20 protein-coding genes and 1 pseudogene are annotated in these 19,633 nt (G+C 70.0%); 8 read left to right on the forward strand and 13 right to left on the reverse strand.

Features of this window, described 5'->3' with window-relative positions; all coding sequences use genetic code 11:
- Nucleotides 1-21: 21 nt before the first annotated feature.
- Together ASD19_RS10800 and ASD19_RS10805 are read right to left on the reverse strand one after the other, a co-directional pair.
- Complete coding sequence (locus tag ASD19_RS10800; RefSeq protein ID WP_156377180.1) at nucleotides 22-1,503, reverse strand: L,D-transpeptidase family protein; 1,482 nt, start codon at nucleotides 1,501-1,503, stop codon at nucleotides 22-24.
- A 170-nt stretch (nucleotides 1,504-1,673) separates the two neighbouring features.
- Nucleotides 1,674-3,110, reverse strand: a complete 1,437-nt coding sequence (locus ASD19_RS10805; RefSeq protein ID WP_055992433.1) for a family 20 glycosylhydrolase — start codon at nucleotides 3,108-3,110, stop codon at nucleotides 1,674-1,676.
- 171 nt (nucleotides 3,111-3,281) lie between these two features.
- Here ASD19_RS10805 and nagB point away from each other — a divergent pair, with 171 nt between their 5' ends.
- Nucleotides 3,282-4,061, forward strand: coding sequence for a glucosamine-6-phosphate deaminase (gene nagB, locus ASD19_RS10810; protein ID WP_055992435.1), 780 nt, complete (start codon nucleotides 3,282-3,284; stop codon nucleotides 4,059-4,061).
- Nucleotides 4,062-4,235: 174 nt separating this feature from the next.
- Here nagB and ASD19_RS10815 read toward each other — a convergent pair whose 3' ends face one another.
- The 4 genes from ASD19_RS10815 to ASD19_RS10830 all read right to left on the reverse strand — a co-directional run bounded on the left by ASD19_RS10815 (nucleotide 4,236) and on the right by ASD19_RS10830 (nucleotide 6,862).
- Complete coding sequence (locus ASD19_RS10815) at nucleotides 4,236-5,600, reverse strand: FAD-binding oxidoreductase (RefSeq protein WP_055992438.1); 1,365 nt, start codon at nucleotides 5,598-5,600, stop codon at nucleotides 4,236-4,238.
- A 3-nt stretch (nucleotides 5,601-5,603) separates the two neighbouring features.
- The gene (locus tag ASD19_RS10820) at nucleotides 5,604-5,981 is read right to left on the reverse strand and encodes a YrdB family protein (protein WP_055992441.1); all 378 of its coding nucleotides are present in this window, start codon (nucleotides 5,979-5,981) and stop codon (nucleotides 5,604-5,606) included.
- 125 nt (nucleotides 5,982-6,106) lie between these two features.
- Nucleotides 6,107-6,451: a hypothetical protein gene (locus ASD19_RS10825; RefSeq protein ID WP_055992445.1), complete on the reverse strand. Its 345-nt coding sequence runs from the start codon at nucleotides 6,449-6,451 to the stop codon at nucleotides 6,107-6,109.
- Between the two features lie 123 nt (nucleotides 6,452-6,574).
- Entirely contained in the window at nucleotides 6,575-6,862 is a 288-nt protein-coding gene (locus tag ASD19_RS10830) for a hypothetical protein (protein ID WP_055992448.1), read from the reverse strand.
- 179 nt (nucleotides 6,863-7,041) lie between these two features.
- Here ASD19_RS10830 and ASD19_RS14430 point away from each other — a divergent pair, with 179 nt between their 5' ends.
- Nucleotides 7,042-7,338 (forward strand): hypothetical protein, encoded by a 297-nt coding sequence (locus tag ASD19_RS14430; RefSeq protein WP_156377181.1) that lies wholly within the window; start codon nucleotides 7,042-7,044, stop codon nucleotides 7,336-7,338.
- 385 nt (nucleotides 7,339-7,723) lie between these two features.
- Here ASD19_RS14430 and ASD19_RS10840 read toward each other — a convergent pair whose 3' ends face one another.
- From ASD19_RS10840 to ASD19_RS10850, 3 genes are all read right to left on the reverse strand, one after another.
- A complete protein-coding gene (locus ASD19_RS10840; protein ID WP_055992454.1) occupies nucleotides 7,724-8,371 on the reverse strand; it encodes a hypothetical protein in 648 nt (215 codons plus the stop codon).
- A gap of 42 nt (nucleotides 8,372-8,413) precedes the next feature.
- Nucleotides 8,414-8,716, reverse strand: coding sequence for a hypothetical protein (locus ASD19_RS10845; protein WP_055992457.1), 303 nt, complete (start codon nucleotides 8,714-8,716; stop codon nucleotides 8,414-8,416).
- A gap of 217 nt (nucleotides 8,717-8,933) precedes the next feature.
- Nucleotides 8,934-9,635 carry a DUF3800 domain-containing protein gene (locus ASD19_RS10850; protein ID WP_055992460.1) on the reverse strand — a complete coding sequence of 234 codons (702 nt, stop codon included), beginning with the start codon at nucleotides 9,633-9,635 and terminating at the stop codon, nucleotides 8,934-8,936.
- Between the two features lie 213 nt (nucleotides 9,636-9,848).
- Here ASD19_RS10850 and ASD19_RS10855 point away from each other — a divergent pair, with 213 nt between their 5' ends.
- Both ASD19_RS10855 and ASD19_RS10860 read left to right on the forward strand, forming a co-directional pair.
- Entirely contained in the window at nucleotides 9,849-10,103 is a 255-nt protein-coding gene (locus ASD19_RS10855; RefSeq protein WP_055992463.1) for a hypothetical protein, read from the forward strand.
- Nucleotides 10,100-11,590, forward strand: coding sequence for an FAD-dependent oxidoreductase (locus tag ASD19_RS10860; protein WP_235563033.1), 1,491 nt, complete (start codon nucleotides 10,100-10,102; stop codon nucleotides 11,588-11,590). Before ASD19_RS10855 ends, ASD19_RS10860 begins: the two co-directional genes overlap by 4 nt.
- A 26-nt stretch (nucleotides 11,591-11,616) precedes the next feature.
- Here the strand turns inward: ASD19_RS10860 and ASD19_RS10865 are convergent, their stop codons facing one another.
- From ASD19_RS10865 to ASD19_RS10875, 4 genes are all read right to left on the reverse strand, one after another.
- A complete protein-coding gene (locus tag ASD19_RS10865) occupies nucleotides 11,617-12,510 on the reverse strand; it encodes a hypothetical protein (protein ID WP_055992466.1) in 894 nt (297 codons plus the stop codon).
- Nucleotides 12,507-14,189, reverse strand: a complete 1,683-nt coding sequence (locus tag ASD19_RS14115; protein ID WP_156377185.1) for an HsdM family class I SAM-dependent methyltransferase — start codon at nucleotides 14,187-14,189, stop codon at nucleotides 12,507-12,509. Before ASD19_RS14115 ends, ASD19_RS10865 begins: the two co-directional genes overlap by 4 nt.
- Before the next feature lie 186 nt (nucleotides 14,190-14,375).
- Nucleotides 14,376-14,909: a hypothetical protein gene (locus tag ASD19_RS10870; RefSeq protein ID WP_055992469.1), complete on the reverse strand. Its 534-nt coding sequence runs from the start codon at nucleotides 14,907-14,909 to the stop codon at nucleotides 14,376-14,378.
- Nucleotides 14,906-15,802: an HAD family hydrolase gene (locus tag ASD19_RS10875; RefSeq protein WP_055992472.1), complete on the reverse strand. Its 897-nt coding sequence runs from the start codon at nucleotides 15,800-15,802 to the stop codon at nucleotides 14,906-14,908. The genes ASD19_RS10870 and ASD19_RS10875 overlap by 4 nt, the downstream gene beginning before the upstream one ends.
- 241 nt (nucleotides 15,803-16,043) lie before the next feature.
- Between ASD19_RS10875 and ASD19_RS10880 the strand changes: the two genes are divergently transcribed.
- The 4 genes and pseudogenes from ASD19_RS10880 to ASD19_RS10895 form a co-directional block, all read left to right on the forward strand.
- A complete protein-coding gene (locus tag ASD19_RS10880) occupies nucleotides 16,044-16,736 on the forward strand; it encodes an NUDIX hydrolase (protein WP_055992475.1) in 693 nt (230 codons plus the stop codon).
- 252 nt (nucleotides 16,737-16,988) lie between these two features.
- Nucleotides 16,989-18,452 carry a protein adenylyltransferase SelO gene (locus ASD19_RS10885; protein WP_055992478.1) on the forward strand — a complete coding sequence of 488 codons (1,464 nt, stop codon included), beginning with the start codon at nucleotides 16,989-16,991 and terminating at the stop codon, nucleotides 18,450-18,452.
- A 76-nt stretch (nucleotides 18,453-18,528) separates the two neighbouring features.
- Nucleotides 18,529-19,017, forward strand: a complete 489-nt coding sequence (locus ASD19_RS10890; protein ID WP_055992481.1) for a hypothetical protein — start codon at nucleotides 18,529-18,531, stop codon at nucleotides 19,015-19,017.
- Nucleotides 19,018-19,151: 134 nt separating this feature from the next.
- Nucleotides 19,152-19,633: pseudogene (locus tag ASD19_RS10895) on the forward strand (HNH endonuclease signature motif containing protein); the annotation flags it as partial.

The following is a 19,633-nucleotide window of genomic DNA, read 5'->3' on the forward strand; positions in this document are numbered from 1 at the left end:
AACTCCCGGATGACGATCCGCTCAGTCGTGCACCCACACCTCGGTGCCGGTCTGCGCGAAGTAGTACATGTGCTCGGCGGCCGCGCGGGTCATGTTGACGCAGCCGTGGCTCATGCGGGCGCCGGCGCCGAAGTTGTTGTGCCAGTAGGTGCCGTGGAAGCCCTGGTCGCCGTTGAAGTAGGTGACGTGAGGGACGTCCGCGGTGCAGTAGCCGAACTTGCCGCCCTCCTTGACGGTGCCGTCCGGGTTGCAGGAGCCCATGTCCTGGCTGGTCAGCTGGCCGTAGACCGTGAAGTGGCCGGTCTGCGTCTCGGTCTGGATGCCGTCGTGCACGCCGCCGCGGCCGATCGCGACCGCGTACGAGGCCACCAGCTTCTCGTTCTCGTACATGTAGGTCATGCCGGCGCTCTTGTCGACCTCGACGCGGCGGAACAGCTCCTGGGTCTGGAACTTCACCACCTCGCCCTCGAGCTCGAAGCGCAGGTCGCCGCCCTTGAGCGAGTCCGCGATCTGGCCCGAGACGCCGTCGGTCGACGTGATGCCGAAGCCGTCCTGGCCCTCCTGGATCACGCGCAGGTGCTCGCCCGCCGAGTTGGTGACGACCTTCTCGTCGACGACGTCCTGGTTGACCTGCTCGGGCAGGTTCTTGATGGCCTCGTCGATCGCGGCGACGTCGGGCGTGACGACGAAGTCTCCCGTCGTCGGGTCGGCCTGGATGTCCATCCAGCCGGCGATCGTGCGCAGCGGCACGCCGTGCGCGCGCTCGTCCTGCAGGTAGAAGCCGGCCGTGTCGGCCTGCTCGTTGAGCTTCGCGGCGAAGGCCTCGGCCTCCTCGGTCGTGGCGGCGGCCTCGACCTCGGTCTGCTGCGGCTCGATGGTCGTGGTGCCGGCGGCGATCGCGTCGGTGGCGCTCGCGGCGATCGCCTCGACGTCGATGCCCTGGCCGGGCTCCGAGGGCGTGACGGTGAAGCGGCCGCTCTCCTCGTCGAGCACGACCTGCGCGTTGACGGAGTCGGTGTACATCGCGGGCAGCGCCTCGCGCAGCGCGACGGCGGCCTGCTCGGCGTCGATCGTGACGGCCGCGGCGGTCTCGCCGGTGCCCCACGCGCCGAGGTTCCAGGCGGGGTAGGTGTCGAACGTCTCGGATGCGAGCGCCTGGGCGTCGATCGACAGGCCCAGCTCCTCGCCCGTGAGGGTGGCGTCGCCGACCGTGAACTCGGTCGAGGCGAGCTCGGCGCTGATCGCCTCGGCGGCCGCGCCGGGCGTCATGCCGCCGACGGGCACGCCCGCGGCGGTCACGCCGGGCGCGATCAGGACGAGCGAGGCGGCGACAGCGCCCGCGGCGACGACGCCGGTCGGGATGCCGAGGCCCAGCCAGAGACCCAGCCGACGCTTCTTCTGCGGCTCGGCCGGCGCCCATTCGACGCGCGGCTGCTCCGCGATCACGGCGGTGGCGGCGGCATCACCGCCGTCGTCAGTGGTGCCCTCCGGCCTGGTCGCCACGTCCGTCACGATTAACCCCCTGGTTGGCTCGACAAGCCGAGTCGGCAGAATGAGCCGTCATATCAGGGTACGGTCGGGCGACGCGCCCGGGCGGCGGGATTCGTTACGAAGTCACTACGATGCGCTGGGCATCCGCCGATCCGGGCCCGGTCAGCGGGCTCGCCCGAGGCTCAGCGCCAGTCGATCTCGGGGCTGCGGTGGAACGCGATCGCCGCCTCGGCCCATGCCGGTCCGAGGCCCGCGACGCGCTCGCGGAACGACTCCCATGTGCGCTGCTCGGTGCCGGCGGGGGCCGACCATCCGGCCTCAGCCGCCGAACCCACGCGCGGGAACATCAGGGTGTCGATGTCCGCGAGGTCCGCGACGGTCTCGCTCCACAGGCATGCTTCGACGCCCAGGATCGCCGACTCCGGCACATCCGGGATCACGGCCGCCGGGTCCCACGCGTACGAGCGCTCGACGCTGGTCGGGCCGTCGGCCCAGGTCAGCCCGATGCGCGTCTCGGCGTCGTACTTCATGTCGAGGTAGATCGCGTCGGCGGGCGACAGGATGAGCCGGCCGCCGCGCTCGACGAACGCGCGGGCGCGCTCGGCCTGCTCGTTGCCTGGCGTGCGGAAGCCCCAGTACTGCGCGACGGAACCGCGCGGCAGGTCGGCGGCGCTCGCCTCGTGCCACGCGATCGGGGTCTTGCCGTTCTCGGCGACGATGCCCGCCGCGAGCTTCACGACCGCGCCGAAGTCGGCGGGGTCGGTGCCGAGCGCCTCGTCGCCGCCGAAGTGCAGGTAGGGGCCGGGCGTCGCGGCGGCGATCTCGCCGAGCACGTCGCGCAGGAGATCCTCGAGGCCCTCGGCGTCGCGCCGCAGCGACGAGAAGCCCACCGCCGTGCCCGTGTACGGCGAGCCGGCCTCGGGCAGCCCGCCGCCGGACTCCTCGGCGGCGCGGCGCACCTCGTCCGTGATCACGGGGTCGGCGACGAGCTCCGGGTGACTGAGGCCGACGGCGTGCGTGTGGCCGGGCAGGTCGAACTCGGGCACCACGATCATGTGGCGGGTGGCGGCGTAGTCGACGATGCGCCGCCAGTCCTCGAGCGTGTAGGAGCCGCCGGGGCCGCCGCCCAGCTCGCTGCCCGAGCCGTGCTCGGCGAGCTCGGGATGCGAACGCAGCTGCAGCCGCCAGCCCTGGTCGTCGGTGAGGTGCAGGTGCAGCGCGTTGAGCTTGAGCGACGCGGCGCGGTCGATCACGGCCTCGACCGTCTCGACCGGATGGAAGTGCCGCACGACGTCGAGCATCAGCCCGCGGTAGGCGAACCGCGGGGCGTCGCGGATCTCGACCGCCGGCAGCAGCGGGCCCTGCTCGTCGAACTCGATCAGCTGCGCGAGGGTCTGCCGCGCGTAGAACGCGCCCGCCTGCGTGGAGGTCTCGACGCGCACGCCGTTCGCGCTCACGAGCAGCAGGTATCCCTCGAACCCGTGCCCCTCGGCGAACGTGAGCTCCGCCCGATCCGCCAGCCGGTCGGCGATCTCGCGCCGTGACCCCGGTGCGGTCCGCAGCGGCGGGCCCTCGACGACGGTCACGGATGCGGGCCACGGCAGCAGTGCGAGAGGCATGTGCGCGACGCTAACACCGGCGCGCGAGGCGCAGCAGGGGGTTGCGCGGCGGCTTGCGTTCGATCATCCGGACGGCCGCGAACGGGACACGCGTGCGCCTCCGCCCTAGGATCGGGGCGTGCGCGCCGGGCGCTCGGCTCGCGTCATCCCCACCCGAAAGAGACGTGCTGCATGGCTGAGATCGTCATCGTCCCGAACAAGACCGCCGCCGGAGAGCTCGTCGCCGACGAGATCGCGAAGCTCATCGCGCGCCGCCCCGACGCCGTCCTCGGCCTGGCCACCGGATCGACGCCGCTCCCGGTCTACGAGGCCCTGCGCCCGCGCCTCGAGGGCGTGGACCTGTCGCAGGTGCGCGGCTTCGCCCTGGACGAGTACGTCGGCATCGACCCGGCGCACCCCGAGAGCTACCGCTCGGTCATCACGCGCGAGGTCGTCGATCCCCTCGGCCTGGACCCCGCCCGCATCCGCGTGCCGGACGGCTCGCTCGAGGGCATCGAGCACCACGGCGAGGACTACGAGGCCGCCATCGCGGAGGCCGGCGGCGTCGACCTGCAGATCCTCGGCATCGGCACCGACGGCCACATCGGCTTCAACGAGCCCGGCTCGTCGTTCGCGTCGCGCACGCGCGTCAAGACCCTGACGCAGCAGACCCGCGAGGACAACGCCCGCTTCTTCGACTCGATCGACGACGTGCCGATGCACTGCATCACGCAGGGCCTCGGCACCATCCTCGAGGCGCGTCACCTCGTGCTGCTCGCGTTCGGCGAGGGCAAGGCCGAGGCGGTCGCCGGCGCGGTCGAGGGTCCGGTCACGGCGTCGCTGCCCGGTTCGGCGATCCAGCTGCACCCGCACGTCACGGTCGTGGTCGACGAGGCGGCCGCCTCGCGCCTCGCGCACGCCGACTACTACCGCTACACCTACGCCAACAAGCCCGCCTGGCAGGGCCTGTAAGCCGTACCCCCGGTCGTTGAGCGGAGTCGAAGCCCGCCCCGTGGTGGTTGAGCGAGCGAAGCGAGTCGAAACCCGCTGAGCCTCCCCGCGGCGCACACCGTCGCGGGACGGTCCGGGCGGTTTCGACTCCTCGCTGGCGCTCGTCGCTCAACCACCACAGGGGGGGCGACCCCCTCAGCGCTCCTCGAACACCTTCCCGGGGTTGAGGATGCCCTGCGGGTCGAAGACGCGGGCGATGTCGCGCTGCAGGCGCCACTGATCGTCGCCCAGCTCGTCCGCGAGCCAGCGGCGCTTGAGCAGGCCGATGCCGTGCTCGCCTGTGAGCGTGCCGCCCAGGCGGATCGCCGCGCGGAACAGGTCGTCGGCCGCGTCCCAGATGAGCTGAGGCACGTCCTCGCCCTGGAACACGAAGTTCGGGTGCAGGTTGCCGTCGCCCGCATGCGCGACGGTCGGGATGGCGACGCCGTGCTCGCGCTCGACGCGCGCGATCTCGTCGAACATCGCGGCCATCTGCGACCGCGGCACCGAGACGTCCTCGATCAGGGCGTTGCCGAGCGACTCCATGGCCGGGTGCATGGCGCGGCGGATGGCGAGCAGGCGCTCGCCCTCGGCGCGGTCGTGCGTCAGCGCCACGGTGCCGCCGGACGCGCGCAGCACCTCGGCGATCGCGTCCGCCTCGGCCGCCGCGGCGGGCCCGTCGGTCTGGATGGTCAGCTGCGAGGCGCCGGGCGTCGGGGCCGGCAGCGCGAGCAGGCGGTGGACGGCCGCGAGGCTCGTGGCGTCCATCAGCTCCATGATCGACGGCTGGATGCCCGAGGCTGTGACGGCCGACGACGCGGCCGCGGCCGCGCGGACGGTCGGGAACGTCGCCGCGATCGTGCACACCGTGCCGGGCACGAGGCGCCGCAGCTTCAGGGTCGCGCCGACGATCACGCCGAGCGTGCCCTCGGAGCCGATCATGAGCGACGTGAGGTCGAGGCCGGTGACGCCCTTGACGCTGCGGTGGCCCATCCGGATGAGGCGCCCGTCGGCGAGCACGACATCGACGCCGAGCACCGCGTCGCGCACGACGCCGTATTTGGCGCACAGCAGGCCGCCGGCGCCCGTGGCGATGTTGCCGCCCACGGTCGAGATGTCGCGGCTGGCCGGGTCGGGCGCCCACCACAGGCCGTGCTGCGCGAGGTGCGCGTTGAGCTCGGCGTTGAGGATGCCCGGCTCGACCACCGCGAGCAGGTCGTCGGGCGAGACCTCGAGGATGCGCGTCATCCGGCGCACCGAGAGCGCGATCTCGCCGCCGCCGGCGTTGGCGGCGCCCGCGAGCCCGGTGCCCGCGCCGCGCGTGACGACCGGCGTGCCGGTCGCGCTCGCGATGCGCAGGGTCGCCTGCACGTGCGCGACCGACTCGGCGTGCACGACCGCGATCGGGGGAGCCGCCGCGCGGTGCCCCGACTTGTCGGCGCGCGCGTCGTCGAGCGCGGCGGGAGAGGTGTCGACGAGGGATCCGAGCTCGGCGCGCAGCAGCTCGAGGATGTCGGTCACGGCTTACGCGGCCAGCTCGCGACGGCCGTGCAGCACGCCGATCACGACGCTGGCAACGCCGATGCCGAGGCCCAGCCACGGCTGACCGAGCGCCCACCAGGCGAGCGTCGCCGACAGGAACACCAGCAGTTCGACGAGCGCCCGGATGAACGGGTGCACCGAGAACACGGCCTTGGGTGAGACGAACAGGGCCCACACCAGGATGGCGAGGGCGGGCGCGCCGAGGCCGAAGACGATGTTCCACGGGAAGTCCCACGCCGCGAAGCCCCACACCGCGAGGCTCGCGATCGCCACCAGCTCCGACGCGAATCGCAGGATGTCGAGCACGGTGATGCGGGGCGGACGCACGCCGGCCGTCGCCTCGGAAGCGTTGTGGGACATGGGTTCCAGTCTAGGCGCGGGGCTTCAAGGCGTTTCGTCTCCGCTTCGCTCCGCTCAACGACCCGCGCATGTCCTCCGGTCGTTGAGCGGAGGCGACGAAGGAGCCGGAGACGAAACGCCCGCGCTCAGTCCGCCGAGCGCGAGAACGGCTCGTCCGAGTCCGGCAGCTCCGACTGCGCGTACGAGCCGGCGTCCGCCGACTGGCCGTCGGCCGACTCCTGCGGCAGGCCGAACGACTTCTCCGCGTCCTCGTCGGACGAGTCCTCCACGAACGCCTCCTCCGAGGCCTCGTCGGCGAGGCGGTCGTCGGTGCGCTCGACGCCATAGCCCTCACTCGGATTCTGCGGAGACTCGCTGTCGGGCGGTCCCCACTGCTCGGCCTCGTCCTGCCGGCCGCGGTACTGCTCGTCCGGTCGCTCGACGCCGTACCCCTCGCGCGGGGTGTCCGCGTCCTGGTCGGGAGTGCTCATGTCGTCCCCTTCGTGTTCGCCCGGGGTCCGCCCGGGATCCGGCGGGGCGTGGCGCCCCGAGTCAAGGCACCGACGGGCGGGGAGAAGGAAGCGCCGTTTCGATCCCCGCCCGCCGGGCCGGTCTCACAGGCTGCTGCTCGTGCCGGGCTCGCCCTCGTCGACGTCCGTCGGGGCGCTGCCCGACACGATCTGGCGCGAGAGCTGCTCGATCTGCTCGACGTCGGCGCTGATGCCCGCCTGGGTCAGCCGCTCCTCCAGCACGTGCTGCACCTCCGACTCCGCGAGGCGGTCGGTCCCGAGGTCGCCCTGCATCTGCACGACGATGCCCTGCACCTGCTGCGCGATCGTGGCGTCGTTGAGGTCCTGCCGCGTGCCCGGTCTGCACCCCGCTGCCGCCCGGGCCGACGGCATCCGGAACGCCCGCGATGCTCGGATCGGCCGAGCCGTGCTGGGTCGGGGCGTCCTCGACGGCCTGCGGGTCGGAGCCGGGCTCCGCCGCGGCATTGGCGCCCGACGGCTCGTAGCCCGACGGAGCGGCCTCGCCGCCGCCCGACGCCGCGTCGCTACCCGAGGCCGGGCCGACGCCCGCGATGTCGTTCTGGCTCGAGCGCTCGACGTCGGGGCTCGAGGTGCCCTCGACGCTCACGCTGTCCACCGCCCCCGAGTCGGCGCCCTCGCGTCCGGCGGGCACCGTGCCCGCGGCGCCGCCGCCCGTGCCCTGCTCGGTCTCGGGGGCGTCCGGCGTCCATCCGTCGGTCGCGTGCGAGGGGTCCATGCCCTGCTCGAGGCTGCTGCCGCCGGTCGCATCCGGGGCGGCGAGCTCATCCGGATCCGGGCGGAAGTCGTCGGCGGGGTACGGCGTGGTGTCGACGTTGTCGCCCTCGTAGATCACGTCATCCGGGCCCGGTGCGAGGCCCGCCTCGCGGTCGGGCGAGGTGGTCAGCACGGGCCCGCCGAGGGCCTGGTCCTCGTTGATGATCGAGGCGCCGATCTGGTCCGACCGCTCCGGCACGTCCTCCCGGGTCAGATCGCCCTGGCCCTCCTCGCCGAGCTCCGCGTCGAGGGGGTCGGTGCCCTGGGTGTCGGGCTGGTCGTCGTACGTGCTCATGTCCGCCTCCTGCTCGTGGATGGGATGGGTTCGAGCCCATCGTCCGCCGCAGTCGGCGCGCACTGAACGGGGTTGACGCGGGCGCGGGAGGGCCCTAGGCGCGGGTCCGCACGCCGTCGGGCGATCCCCGCGCCCGGCCCGGTCCCGGCGCCGGACGCCCGGGGTCACAGGCGCCGGCTGGCGCCCGGCTCCCCGTGCTCGACGTCGGTCGGCGCGGCCTCCGAGGTGATCTGCTCCACCAGCCGCTGGATCTCGTCGTCGTCCGCCTCGATGCCGGCCTGCGCGAGGCGCTCCTCGAGCACGTACTGCACTGCCTCCGGCGCGAGCCGGCGGGTGGCGAGATCGGCCTCCATCTGCACGATCAGGCCCTGCACGCGCTGCGACGGCGTGGCGAGGTTGAGGTCCTCGCGCACGGCGCCGACGTGCGGGTGGATGACGTTGTGCACGTCGGCGGGGCCGTCGAGGTGGCCCGAGCGGCCGGCGGCGCGCGCGTCGGCGCCGGGGATGTACTCCTCGACGATCCGGCCGCTCTCGCCGATGCCGCTCGGCACCCAGTGGCCCGGGGCGTGCCGGGTGTCGGGCTCATCCACCTCGGCGGGGCGGTACTCCTCCGCGGAGTGCGGCATCGTGCCCATGTTCTCGCCGATGTACATCACGTCGTCGGGCCCGGGGTTGTGTCCCACGGGCGGCACCGGCGGGATCCCGGGCGGCAGGCCCGCCGCGGCCAGCCCGGCCTGCGTCTCGATCATGACCTCGTCGGGGTCGTCCCCGAAGCGGTGCGGTCGCCGTGCGTCCTTCTCCTCGGTGCTCATGTCCGCCTCCTGTTCGTGGTGGGGATGTGATGAGCTCTGCCTTCAGTGTCCGCCCTCCGGGTCGTGGATGGAACGGCCCGGCTGACCCCGGGTGTCCGCCGACGGCACGATCGTGTCGAGGTGGAACTCGCCGCCCTCGGTCCCGGTGGGCGTCCAGCGCCAGTGCGGACCCTCGCGCGGGTCGTCGTCGACCCACTCGCCCGGACGGAACGCATCGGCGGGGACGGGCAGGCCCCAATGTCGGGAGGAGCCGTAGTCCACGTCATCCGGGCCCGGCAGGTGGCGCTGGATGCGCTCAGGCGAGGTGAAGTAGTGGTCGTTGCGAGGGTCGTCCGTGGTGCTCATGTCCGCCTCCTGATGCGGAAGGGTCGGTTGGTCACCATCGTCCGCCCAATCGGGGGCGCCCGAAAGGGGCTCGACCCTCGGTCAGCGAGCATCCGAACCGATGAATCGCGGCAGGACACGCCGCAATGTCCGGGATTCGTGTTAACGTCGAAGGACGACGAGCCGGTTACCGGAGCGTTGTCCGCCGGAGGCCCCGCATCGCGGGGCTTTCGTGCTTCTACGGATCCCACCGTGAGGCGTGTCGGCAGATCGGCTGCAGGAGCTTCCAGAGGCGTTCCACCTCGCGTGCCGTCCGCGGATGCGTCTCGGTGTGAGCGTCCAGGCGTCGGTATAGGTAGACCGCCAGATCGGCGAGCTGGATGCCTGGAGACTCCGCTGAGGACCCGAACACGATCGGCATCTGGATCTGCGCAAGCCGACTCGAGCGCGATCCACCCGTCCCGTTCTGCTGGTACCAGGCGGCGCGCGCGATGTGATCCGCCTGATCCTGGATCTCGTCGGCGATCACGGTCACGACATCGCCACGCGAGCGCGCGAGGTCGTCGATTCGCTCGAGAAGGTGACGCAACGTCAGCTCGTGCGGGCGCTGCGGATACCGGTAACGCGCGTGCAGCCGGGGGATATCGACGCCTCGGATGATCAACGTCGCCGGCAGTCGGGCCATGCGGGTCAGGGCGTCGCGGTAGATCGCGAGCGCGGCGCGGGTCTTGCCGCGCACTGGTTCCCATCCGCTGCGTCCGGTCATCAGCGCGTGAGCGTGGAACTCGATCTGGGCCTCGTCGACGCCGAACGTCTTCGCATACGCTCGAGCTTCCGTGAGCGCGCGGCTGACCGTGCCGAGGTGCTCTTCCTTCACGACGACGGCCGCCACGTAGTACCGGTCCGCAGTGTAGGACTCGTCGATGAAGGCGTAGAGCACGGGATGGCCCTACGCGTGGCCACCGACGCCTGGACCCACTACCGGGCCTGACGCCGCGTGTCAACCGGTGGAAGTCGGTGCACTTGTTTCGCACACTAAATGCGGAGGTGGTGACTCACCATGGACAACTATCGCCAACTCGAGCTCGTTCCCCTCGGTGAGGGGGCCTGGCGTGTGTGCGACCGCAGCGTGGCGTCGTGCGATGCAGCCAGTGTGATCGCGTACGTGGAGCAGATCCCGACGGACGACCACGAGCCGAGCTATGAGGCCGTGTGGGTGCAGGGCGCCCGCGGCACGACCAGGCACACCTCGATGCAGAGCGTGCTGCTCATGGCCGCCGACCTGCTCGCCGCGAGCGCGAGCCGCGCCGAGCGACCCAAGCCGATCGCGCACTTCCCGCCCGGCGGACGCCGCGGGGTCTCGCGCGCGGCCACCCAGCCGCCGCTCGCGGCCGCGGGAGCCGGATGACGGCACCCCAGTCCCTCTGGCGGCTGACGTCGCCGCCCATCCAGACTGACGCCCAGCCGCCCGCGAACACCGACGTGGTGATCGCGGGCGCCGGGCTGGCCGGACTCGCCACAGGCGCGCTGCTCGCACGACGCGGGCAGCGCGTCGCCGTGTTGGAGGGGCGCGACGTCGGCGCCGCCACCACCGGCAACACCACCGCGAAGCTGAGCCTGCTGCAGGGATCGGTGTACTCGCAGATCCAGTCGCACGCCGGGCTCGAGGCGCTGGAGGCGTACGTCGCGGCGAACCGCGCGGGGCAGGACTGGGTGCGCCGCGAGCTGGCCGGCGAGCACGACGCGATCCAGCAGGTCGACGCCGTCACCTACGCCATCGCCTCCGAGGGCGAGCGGGCCGTCGACCAGGAGGCCGAGGCGATGGCCGCGGTCGGCGTGGACGTGGATGTGCTCGCGCAGGGCCAGGACGCCGGGCTGCCGTACCCCGTGACGCGCGCGCTGCGCATGCACGGCCAGTCGCAGATCCATCCGATGCGCCTGCTCGCCAAGCTCGCGGCCGAGATCCGCTCGCACGGCGGGACCATCGTGACCGGATGCCGCGTGCAGGGCGCCGAGGTCGAGGACGGGGGAGTGGTCGTCCAGACCACGGCCGGCGAGCTCGACGCCGAGACCCTCGTCGTCACCACCGGATCGCCCGTGATCGACCGCGCCGCGTTCTTCGCCCGGCTGGTCCCGTCGCGCTCGCTCGTGGCCGCGTACCGCGTGGTCGGGCCGCTGCCGCGCGGGGTGTTCCTCTCGCTGGACCCCGAGGGGCGGTCGCTGCGCACCGCGCGCGGCGAGGACGGCCGCGAGCTGCTCGTGGTCGGCGGCGGCGCGTTCACCACGGGGCGCGAGCGCGAGACCGACCGGCTGCTGCGCGAGCTCGACGACTGGACGGGCGACAACTTCGCCGGCGCCGTGCGCGTGACCTGGTGGGCCGCGCAGGACTACCGCACCGTGAGCCGCGTCCCCTTCGCGGGCGCCATGCCCGGCACGAACGGCCGCATCTACGCCGCCACCGGCTTCGACAAGTGGGGCATGACCAACGCCCCCGCCGCCGCGCTCACGATCGCGGGCGACATCCTGCGCGAGCCCGTGCCCTGGGCCGAGGCGCTGCGCTCGCCGCATCTGCGGCTTGTGGACGGGGTCGACTTCGTGGCGGCCCAGGCCTCCGTCGCGGCGTCGCTCGTTGGCGGGGTCGTGCGGACGGTGACCGGATCGGGGGACCTCGCCGAGGGCGAGGGGCATGTCGTGCGGGACGGGCGGCATCCCGTGGCGGAGGCGCGGATCGACGGGGTGGTGTGCCGCGTATCGGGGGTGTGCACCCACATGGGCGGGATCCTCGAGTGGAACACGGCCGAGCGGTCGTGGGACTGCCCGCTGCATGGGTCGCGATTTAGCCCCGATGGCGACGTGCTGGAGGGGCCGGCGAGCGTGGGGTTGGAGCGGAGGTAGGGGCATCCCCAAGTGAACGGTGGCTCTTACGCGGAGGTTGAGTCATCCTCGGCGACCGGTATTGGGCGGCGCTCTAGCATGCTTCGAACCGCAACGTGCTGGGAAACTGGGGTCGCGTTGAGCACCTGATCGATCATCTTGACGAAGAACTGCTCCGGGCGGATGTCTTCGGGCACTCGATCTAGATCGATCCTGACGCCGCCGTCCGCAGGATCGCCCCAACTGGCGAGAGCCAGGGCTGTCGCGGTGTAGCCGTTGAGCCCCGAGGTGTCGCGGAGCTTACGCATCATGTCGACAGTTCGTTCGAACGCCTCAGGCTCATCGCGAAGAATGGTCGACCGTTGGACGAAAAAGAAGCCAACCGCAGCCAGGGGGTGGCGGCTTCTAAGATTTCCCGCGTCCCCATAGGCCTCTTCGAACCTGTTGCTGAGATTCTTGCCGAAGGACGAGACCTGGGTCTTGGTGCTCAACAACAGTTCGGGACCGCGATCCCAGCGAGAGATGACAACGTCGACCTGCTTCTCGTACGCGCGACCAAGGATCCGCGCGTCAGTCGGCGCTACGGAGGGCATCTGAATCAGACGCTCCGTAACACGCGTTCGGAGTTCATCCGGCAACCTTGAAAGGAGAGCCGCGACGTCGCGCGGCAGGATGCGTGGCCGCGACGCCCTTGGCCACACCTCATCTGAGCTGAATCCACTCCGGCGAAGTTCGTGCGCAAGCCAGGAGTCGACGCCGTTCGCGAGCGCACCAGCATTGCTCGCCTTGCCGCTGGTAACGGCGATCGTAAGAAGGCGCTCGAGGAGCGGATAGTCAGGTCTGTAGACCGGCGCGCGTCCGTGCACGTGTGTCCAAGGTTCGGATAGCCCCGCGTCCGCAAGTTCGGCGTCGTAAGGACTGAAGGAGTCGACTCTTGTCATGTCTGCGGTTCCTTCCGGGCTCGACTACCACGCGTCGTGCGTCGAGCCCAGAGCTCCTGGTGCGCAATACGCACCTTTCCGAGGTCTGACGCACTGACGAGGCCTGGCCGCACAAGCAGCTCCGCATCGACCATTGCCACAGCGCCAAGAAGGTCCCCTCGCCTCAAGAGGCGAGTGATCGCTGGCTTCAAGGCCCGCAGTTCTTCAGCGCGTCGCTGGATGAGCAGAGGGGAGGGCATGGCCCAGCGGTCCGCTTCACGGGGTTCGAGCTTGAGAATTCCACCGCCGTAGGCGCGGCCCACCATCTCGGCGCTTAGGAGTGTGACCGAATTCAGGCTCGCGATCGGAAGCAAATCGGAGCCCAGGGCGCGCAGCTCAGGCTTGAGGTAGACGCCGTGCACGGAGTTGAGATGGTATGCGCGTGCAACGTTGGTCGTTAGACGAGGCGTGTCAGCGTTCATGCAGGTAAGTAAAAGATCTGCAGGCTTAGTCAAAGGCACGCGGTACCATTCCTTGCGCACGCGGCACTTGTATGCGGTATTGACGCCCGTGCGCTCACCGTCTTTGATGTATTCCTGAGCTGCGTCAGACAGCGCGCGTCGCGGGGCGAAAAGGTAAGTGGATTTGCCTGCGTTCCCCAAGCGACGCAGTTCCTCATGAGTCAGCGCAAGTCCACGAAGGTGCGAACTTCCGGGCGGAGATATGCGCAGGAGATCGTTGCTATGGAGGCCGAGGTCTTTTGCCCTCCCCGGAGAGAGTGTGAAGTACCGATTGTTGCCGGTCACGATCCCTAGTGATGTATCGCCCCACTGCTCAAGGTCGACGAACATCTCGGAAAAATGGAGGGACCTGAGCGGCGCCGTGGCCGATTCTGGAACGATGCTACCCGTCCACTTTGCTGAGGGGTCAATGGGAGACCATGTATTGCTCTCTCTCGCCTGTGGGAGGGTAAGGGCATTCTTTGTCTGTCGGAAGATGGCGTGATCCGTGGGTCCTTCGCGAAATCCTTCGGCGAGGAGCAGGACCACGTCAGCCTCGGCGTCCGGGAAGATCTGCTCATCGAACAGGACGACTTCTACCGAACTGAAGTGATCGAACAGGAAACGACGCACCGGGGCTGCATAGTTTACTGACAGGAGTTCGGCGGGGAGAACTAGACCCAGCCGTCCCCCTGGTCGTAGGAACAACGCTGAGTGCACGGTGAACGCGGCCCAGCTGGAAGCCAGCCCCGACAGCGCCACGCCAGCCCGCAACGCGGCTGCGCGCGATCGTGTGCGAGACTCGCCGGAAAAGTCCTGATATCGAATGTAGGGTGGATTGCCGATTACTGCGTCGTATGTTGCCGTCGGCGCGACCAGGAAGAAGTCGTTTATCTCAATATGCGGATCGCCGCCGGCCGCGAGCACCCGCTTCCGGCCGGTCTCGGCGCTCGACTGGTGAATTTCAACGCCGTCCACCCTCGGTGATTCTCCGGGCGTCGGGGCAAGCACAAGGGCACGGCGAACCGCGGCCACTAGGAATTCAGCGTCGCCCGCCGACGGTTCGAACACGCGATCCGTGTGGGAACGAACGGCCCAGTCTGCTATATAGGTCGTAATGCTCGAAGGGGTGAAGAAGGCCCCTCGCGCCTTCCGCTTTGCGGCAGAGTCCACAGGGTCACTTGATGGCACGAACTTCACCAAGCCAATCTTCGGGTCGAGGTCGAGCGAGTCCAAGGTGTGCGTGGGCGGATACAGCGGAGTCTCTCGCCGTCGTCGAACATCCCGACAAACGAGCGTATCCGAGCGGCGGGTCCGCCGTTGCTGCGGCGCGCCGCCAGGTTGGTGTCCACTTCGGCGCGTTGCTCGCTGGAGCTCCGACGCGCATTAGATCGCACTCGCGGTGCACGCCGTGTGGATCTCAAGGGTGAGGAGGGTAATCCCGATCGCCACCAGGCACAATATTGCGGCGCCAGCTCCATAAAATAGATTCAGTTTCCTTACGGAGTCCATTTTCTGGAATGGCCCCCACTTCGCATTGCTGGCGCGAGTAATCTCGGTGGATAGGGTGGTGAAGACTCCCTGAGCAGAGAGCGATTCCTCCATCGAGTTCGCTGCAAGTTGCGCGCCCTTGAGAAGCCGATGATACCAAATTCCATCCGCAAACCAAAAAAGCAGCCAGATCATCAAGCCCAGCACGGGAACGAACGCGCCAGGGCTGAAGCTTAATGCGCCAAACGGCAGTGGATCGGCGTTGAGGTATCCAAGGAAGGCCGCCCCCAGCGTAAAGGTCAACGCTGTCATCGCGAGCGACCGTATTCGCCAGCCGATGTCGTTGAAGTGTTGTTGTACTCCGACGATCGTCTTCCAGACGTCGAGCGAACGCTCGGGGTCGGCCGAATGGGCGCTAATTCTACTCACGGTCTTCTCTTTGTGGTTGGGAGGAATTGAAAGATGCTCAGCAACTCCTCAAAGCTATTGTGGAGGACGAACGTCGGGGTCGGTTGAACTCCCGGTCGCTGATCTTGCTCTCTTTCTACCATTTCGTCGGTCCAATGTGACACCCGCTGAAGCAACTCATATCGCGTGTCGTGGTGATTCACTCCGTATGCCGCCCAGACGTCGCGCGCGCCGACGCGTTGGGCCATCTCCACATCCTTGATGAGGGTGTCGCCTACGTACACGGTCTGCTCGGGGAGAACCCCGTGGTCCGTGATGATCTGCTGAAGCACCACTGGTGAGGGCTTTAGTACTCCGCGCGGCACGTGCCGATGCTCGGTGTGTTTGAGAATGTATGCGTCGTGAGGCAATCGGCGGAGTTCTCCCGGGTCTATTCCAATTGGTGCGTCGTGGTCTGGTGACGAGTAATACGCGTCTAGCAACCCGTCCACGCCTGTTGTCCGAATTCGCCAGCGGGTCCAGAACTCGAGTGACTCGGTGTAGGCGACGACATTTGTGCCACACGAGCGAACTTGCTCGAGTGTGCGCCGAACGCCGTTGCGGAGCTTCGTGGCTTCGCGCCGAGCCGAGTTCTGAGCGTGCAACGCGTCGTCATAGAAATCTCGCGGTGTCATTCCGTCCGGAACGGCGTCGCGAAGCGACTCCATCTCATCGACAAGCCAGGAGTACTCGGAGGTTCCATGACGCTGATGAATCGTCCGGATCTCAGCTATCAACTCCGGCTCTGGCACGCCCGATAGCTGGGCTAGGCCACCAAGCAACGCGCTGAAAGACTTGTGCCATGGGTCGAACCAGTGCCAGATCGTATCGTCGAGATCCACTACAAGAAGCTTCACCGGTGTCAGCTCGGTCATGTCGTCACACTAGGGGACCCCTGGGACATAGGCGTGGTCGCCGATGGAACGCACGCGGTGTATCTGGCAGGACCGACGGCGCGGCCGCACTGATCCTTCTGTATGCGGGTCGTCTGGCCGGAAGAAGGGGTTCTTGTAGCTACGGTTGGTCGCGGGTGTCGCGTCGCCTACTGCAGGAGCATTGAGCCATTGGCGTCTCCATACCTGTAGGGCCGCTACCTTCGTCGTTCAAGGAGGCCTGTTGACAAGGCGAGCGACGCGGAGCGCGCGGGAGGAGCTCGCGGCGCTCGCCCGCGCGGGGGACCCGCGGCTGCTCGAGCTGCCGGCGGCGGAGGATCCGCGGCAGGCGGCGGTGCTCATCCTGTTCGGGGTGCTCGACCGCGTGCCGAGCGAACGCGTTGCGCACGACGCGGCGGTGTCGCGGGACCTCGATGTGCTGCTGCTGTCGCGGGCGGCGACGCTGCGGTCGCATCCGGGGCAGGTGGCGTTTCCGGGCGGGCGCGTGGACGACGGCGACGCCGATGCGATAGCCGCGGCGCTGCGTGAGGCGCGCGAGGAGACGGGGCTCGATCCCTCCGGTGTCGAGGTGCTGGGCGCGCTGCCGGCCGTGCCGATCGCGTTCTCGCGGCACCTGGTGACGCCCGTGCTCGCGTGGTGGCGGGATCCGTCGCCCGTGCGCGTGATGGACGAGGGGGAGTCGTCCGCGGTGTTCCGGGCGCCGGTGGCCGACCTGCTGGATCCGGCGAACCGCGGGGTGACCGTCATCCGGCGCGACGGGCGCGAGTGGCGCGGGCCCGCGTTCACCGTGGCGGATGAGGGCGGGACGCATCTGGTGTGGGGGTTCACGGCGATGGTGCTGGATGCGCTGTTCGAGCGGCTCGGGTGGACGGAGCCGTGGGATCGGGAGCGGGTTGTGTCGTTGGAGGGGTATTAGGGGGCGCGGGAGGGTTGGGGCGGTTTCGGCTCGCTTCGCTCGCTCAACCCGTTTCGGCTTCGCTCGCTGGCGCTCGCTCCGCTCAACGACCGGGGTGGGAGTCGGCGGGGGCTTCAGGGGTTTCGACTCGCTTCGCTCGCTCAACCAGCACATAGGGGAGCTCGCTCAACCAGCACAGGGGGGAGGAGCTCGCTCAACCAGTGCACGGGTGGGGCGGCCCTCGTGCGCGATCGGCGGGGTTAGCGTGGGCGCATGAGCGTCGGACTGGATGCCGCGATCTCGCTGGGGAACCGCTTCGCCCGGGAGCTGCCCGAGCTGGCGATCCCGTGGCAGGCCGAGGAGTTCCCCGATGCCCGGCTGCTGGTGCTGAACGAGCCGCTGGCTGCCGAGCTCGGGCTGGATCCGGACATCCTGCGCAGCCCCGACGGCGTGCGCATCCTGACCGGCAACCTGGTTCCGGAGGGCGCCACGCCCGTCGCACAGGGATACGCCGGGCATCAGTTCGGCGGGTACTCACCGCGCCTCGGCGACGGTCGCGCGCTGCTGCTCGGCGAGGTGACCGACACCGAAGGCCGCCTGCGCGACATCCACCTCAAGGGCTCCGGGCCCACGCCGTTCGCGCGCGCCGGCGACGGGCTCGCCGCGCTCGGGCCGATGCTGCGCGAGTACATCGTCAGCGAGGCCATGCACGCGCTCGGCATCCCGACCACGCGCGCGCTCGCCGTGATCGCCACGGGCCAGACGGTGTACCGTGAGACGGCGCTGCCCGGCGCGCTGCTCACCCGCGTCGCGAGCAGCCACCTGCGCGTCGGGAGCTTCCAGTACGCGGCCGCGATGCGCGATCCCGAGCTGCTGCGGAGGCTCGTCGATCACGCGATCCGGCGCCATCATCCGGAGCTGCCCGGCGCCGACAACCCGGCGCTCGCGCTGTTCGAGGCGGTGGTCGCGGCCCAGGCGTCGCTGATCGCGCGGTGGATGCTCGTCGGCTTCGTGCACGGCGTCATGAACACCGACAACATGACGATCTCAGGCGAGACGATCGACTACGGGCCGTGCGCGTTCATCGACGCGTTCGACCCGGGCGCGGTCTACAGCTCGATCGACGTGAACGGGCGCTACGCGTACGGCAACCAGCCGCTCATCGCCGAGTGGAACCTCGCGCGCTTCGCCGAGGCGCTGCTTCCGCTGTTCGACGACGATCCTGAGCGCGCGGTGGAGATGGCGCAGGATGCGCTGGGCGCCTTCCGCGAGCAGTACGGGGCCGCGCTCGCCGCCGGCTTCCGGGCGAAGCTGGGGCTGCCCGAGGCGGTGGACGGGGCGGTCGCCGCCGAGGTGATCAACGACCTGAGTGCGCTCATGCAGCAGAGCCGCGTGGACTGCACGTCGTTCTTCCGGCGGCTCTCGGACGCCGCGCGCGGCCGCCCCGAGCAGGCGCGGGGCGTGATGCTCGACCTCGCGGCCTTCGACGCGTGGCTCGCGCGCTGGACGGCGCTCGAGCCGGACGCCGACGCGATGGACGCCGTCAACCCCGTCTACATCCCGCGGAACCACCTGGTCGAGGAGGCGCTCACCGCGGCCACGGCGGATGACCTCGGGCCGCTCGAGCGGCTGATGTCGGCGCTGGCGCGGCCGTTCGAGGAGCGTGCCGGGCTCGAGCGCTTTGCCGAGCCGGCGCCGGACTCGTTCGGGCCGTACCGGACGTTCTGCGGAACCTGAGCCCGGGTCAGGCACCGGTGTGGTCGCCGCGGTCGCGCGGCGCGGGTAGCGTCGACCGTGGGGAAGGGAGCCCACCATGTCTGCATCGCCCGAGGTCGCCGTCAACGCCGGCAAGGAGGGGCGCGCGCACCGGTTCGAGACCCTCGACGAGGCGTTCCAGCGCTACGGCACGCCCGCCGCGAACCAGGCGCTCGTGCGCCGCATCGTCGAGAGCGCGGATGTCGCCGGCATCGTCGGATTCCGGACCTACTTCAAGCTCGAGCGCCGCAGCGGTCCCGCGCTCGAGGTGCACGCGGGCTACACGAACGGGTTCCGCAACGAGAGCGACGCGGTGCGCCTCGCCGGCGACACCGAGCGCTGGCCGAGCCGCCGGTTCCAGGGCGCGTGGGGAGTCACGCACCCCGAGACGCGGCCGAGCGCCGAGCGGCCGGCGTCTCGGCGGTTCGCCGGTTCGCGGGTGGCGGCGACGCCGCGCCCCTCGGCCGTCCCGGAGCGCGCCGAGGCGGTCTGCCCCACGTGCTTCATGGTGCTGCCGCGCACCGGCGTCTGCGACACCTGCGGCTGACGCGGGGCGGTTCGGGCGTCCGACGCTCGTCCACAGGAAGCCGGTTCGGGGAGTTATCCACCGATTTCCTGGTTTTGGGGGTGGACCTGGGGTTCCGGGGTCTGGATGTCGGTGGCCCGGAGGATGATCGGGGTATGACGTTCCTCGATGAGTTCCGGGCAGCGGTGACCGCTGCGGCGGCCGCCGCGCCGGGCGACGCGTCGGTCGTGCTCGGGATGTCGGACGAGGATGTGGTGGCGCTGGTGGAGGCGGCGACCGAGCTGGTGCAGATCGGTGAGCGGAGCCGGTTGATGGGTGTCGGGGTGGTCGCCGCGCGTTCGTCTCGGGACGCAGGGCAGGGCGGGTTGGCGCAGGAGCGCGGTCACCGCAACGCGGTCGCGTTCGTGCAGGAGGTGGCCGGGACCTCGCGTGGGGAGGCGGCGCGGCAGGTGCGGCTGGGGCAGTCGCTGCTGGAGACGGCGCAGTCCGAGGAGGTTCCCGCGGAGCTGGATGCGGACGTTCCGCCGATGGAGGCGCCGTGGCATGCGCCGTTGGATCGGGCGCTGCTGGACGGGGTGCTGACGTCGGCGCAGATGGATGCGATCAGCCGCGGGCTCGGGCGGCCACCGGAGGGTGC

It is taken from the genome of Microbacterium sp. Root53, assembly GCF_001426925.1.
GTDB lineage: Bacteria > Actinomycetota > Actinomycetes > Actinomycetales > Microbacteriaceae > Microbacterium.

What these genes read in the sequence shown, in the direction of transcription:
- ASD19_RS10805 (WP_055992433.1), bottom strand. Translation starts at nt 3,110, where the DNA reads ATGCCTCTCGCACTGCTGCCGTGGCCCGCATCCGTGACCGTCGTCGAG.
- nagB (WP_055992435.1), top strand. Translation starts at nt 3,282, where the DNA reads ATGGCTGAGATCGTCATCGTCCCGAACAAGACCGCCGCCGGAGAGCTC.
- ASD19_RS10820 (WP_055992441.1), bottom strand. Translation starts at nt 5,981, where the DNA reads ATGTCCCACAACGCTTCCGAGGCGACGGCCGGCGTGCGTCCGCCCCGC.
- ASD19_RS10825 (WP_055992445.1), bottom strand. Translation starts at nt 6,451, where the DNA reads ATGAGCACTCCCGACCAGGACGCGGACACCCCGCGCGAGGGGTACGGC.
- ASD19_RS10830 (WP_055992448.1), bottom strand. Translation starts at nt 6,862, where the DNA reads ATGCCGTCGGCCCGGGCGGCAGCGGGGTGCAGACCGGGCACGCGGCAG.
- ASD19_RS14430 (WP_156377181.1), top strand. Translation starts at nt 7,042, where the DNA reads ATGTCGTTCTGGCTCGAGCGCTCGACGTCGGGGCTCGAGGTGCCCTCG.
- ASD19_RS10840 (WP_055992454.1), bottom strand. Translation starts at nt 8,371, where the DNA reads ATGAGCACCGAGGAGAAGGACGCACGGCGACCGCACCGCTTCGGGGAC.
- ASD19_RS10845 (WP_055992457.1), bottom strand. Translation starts at nt 8,716, where the DNA reads ATGAGCACCACGGACGACCCTCGCAACGACCACTACTTCACCTCGCCT.
- ASD19_RS10860 (WP_235563033.1), top strand. Translation starts at nt 10,100, where the DNA reads ATGACGGCACCCCAGTCCCTCTGGCGGCTGACGTCGCCGCCCATCCAG.
- ASD19_RS10865 (WP_055992466.1), bottom strand. Translation starts at nt 12,510, where the DNA reads ATGACAAGAGTCGACTCCTTCAGTCCTTACGACGCCGAACTTGCGGAC.
- ASD19_RS10875 (WP_055992472.1), bottom strand. Translation starts at nt 15,802, where the DNA reads ATGACCGAGCTGACACCGGTGAAGCTTCTTGTAGTGGATCTCGACGAT.
- ASD19_RS10885 (WP_055992478.1), top strand. Translation starts at nt 16,989, where the DNA reads ATGAGCGTCGGACTGGATGCCGCGATCTCGCTGGGGAACCGCTTCGCC.
- ASD19_RS10890 (WP_055992481.1), top strand. Translation starts at nt 18,529, where the DNA reads ATGTCTGCATCGCCCGAGGTCGCCGTCAACGCCGGCAAGGAGGGGCGC.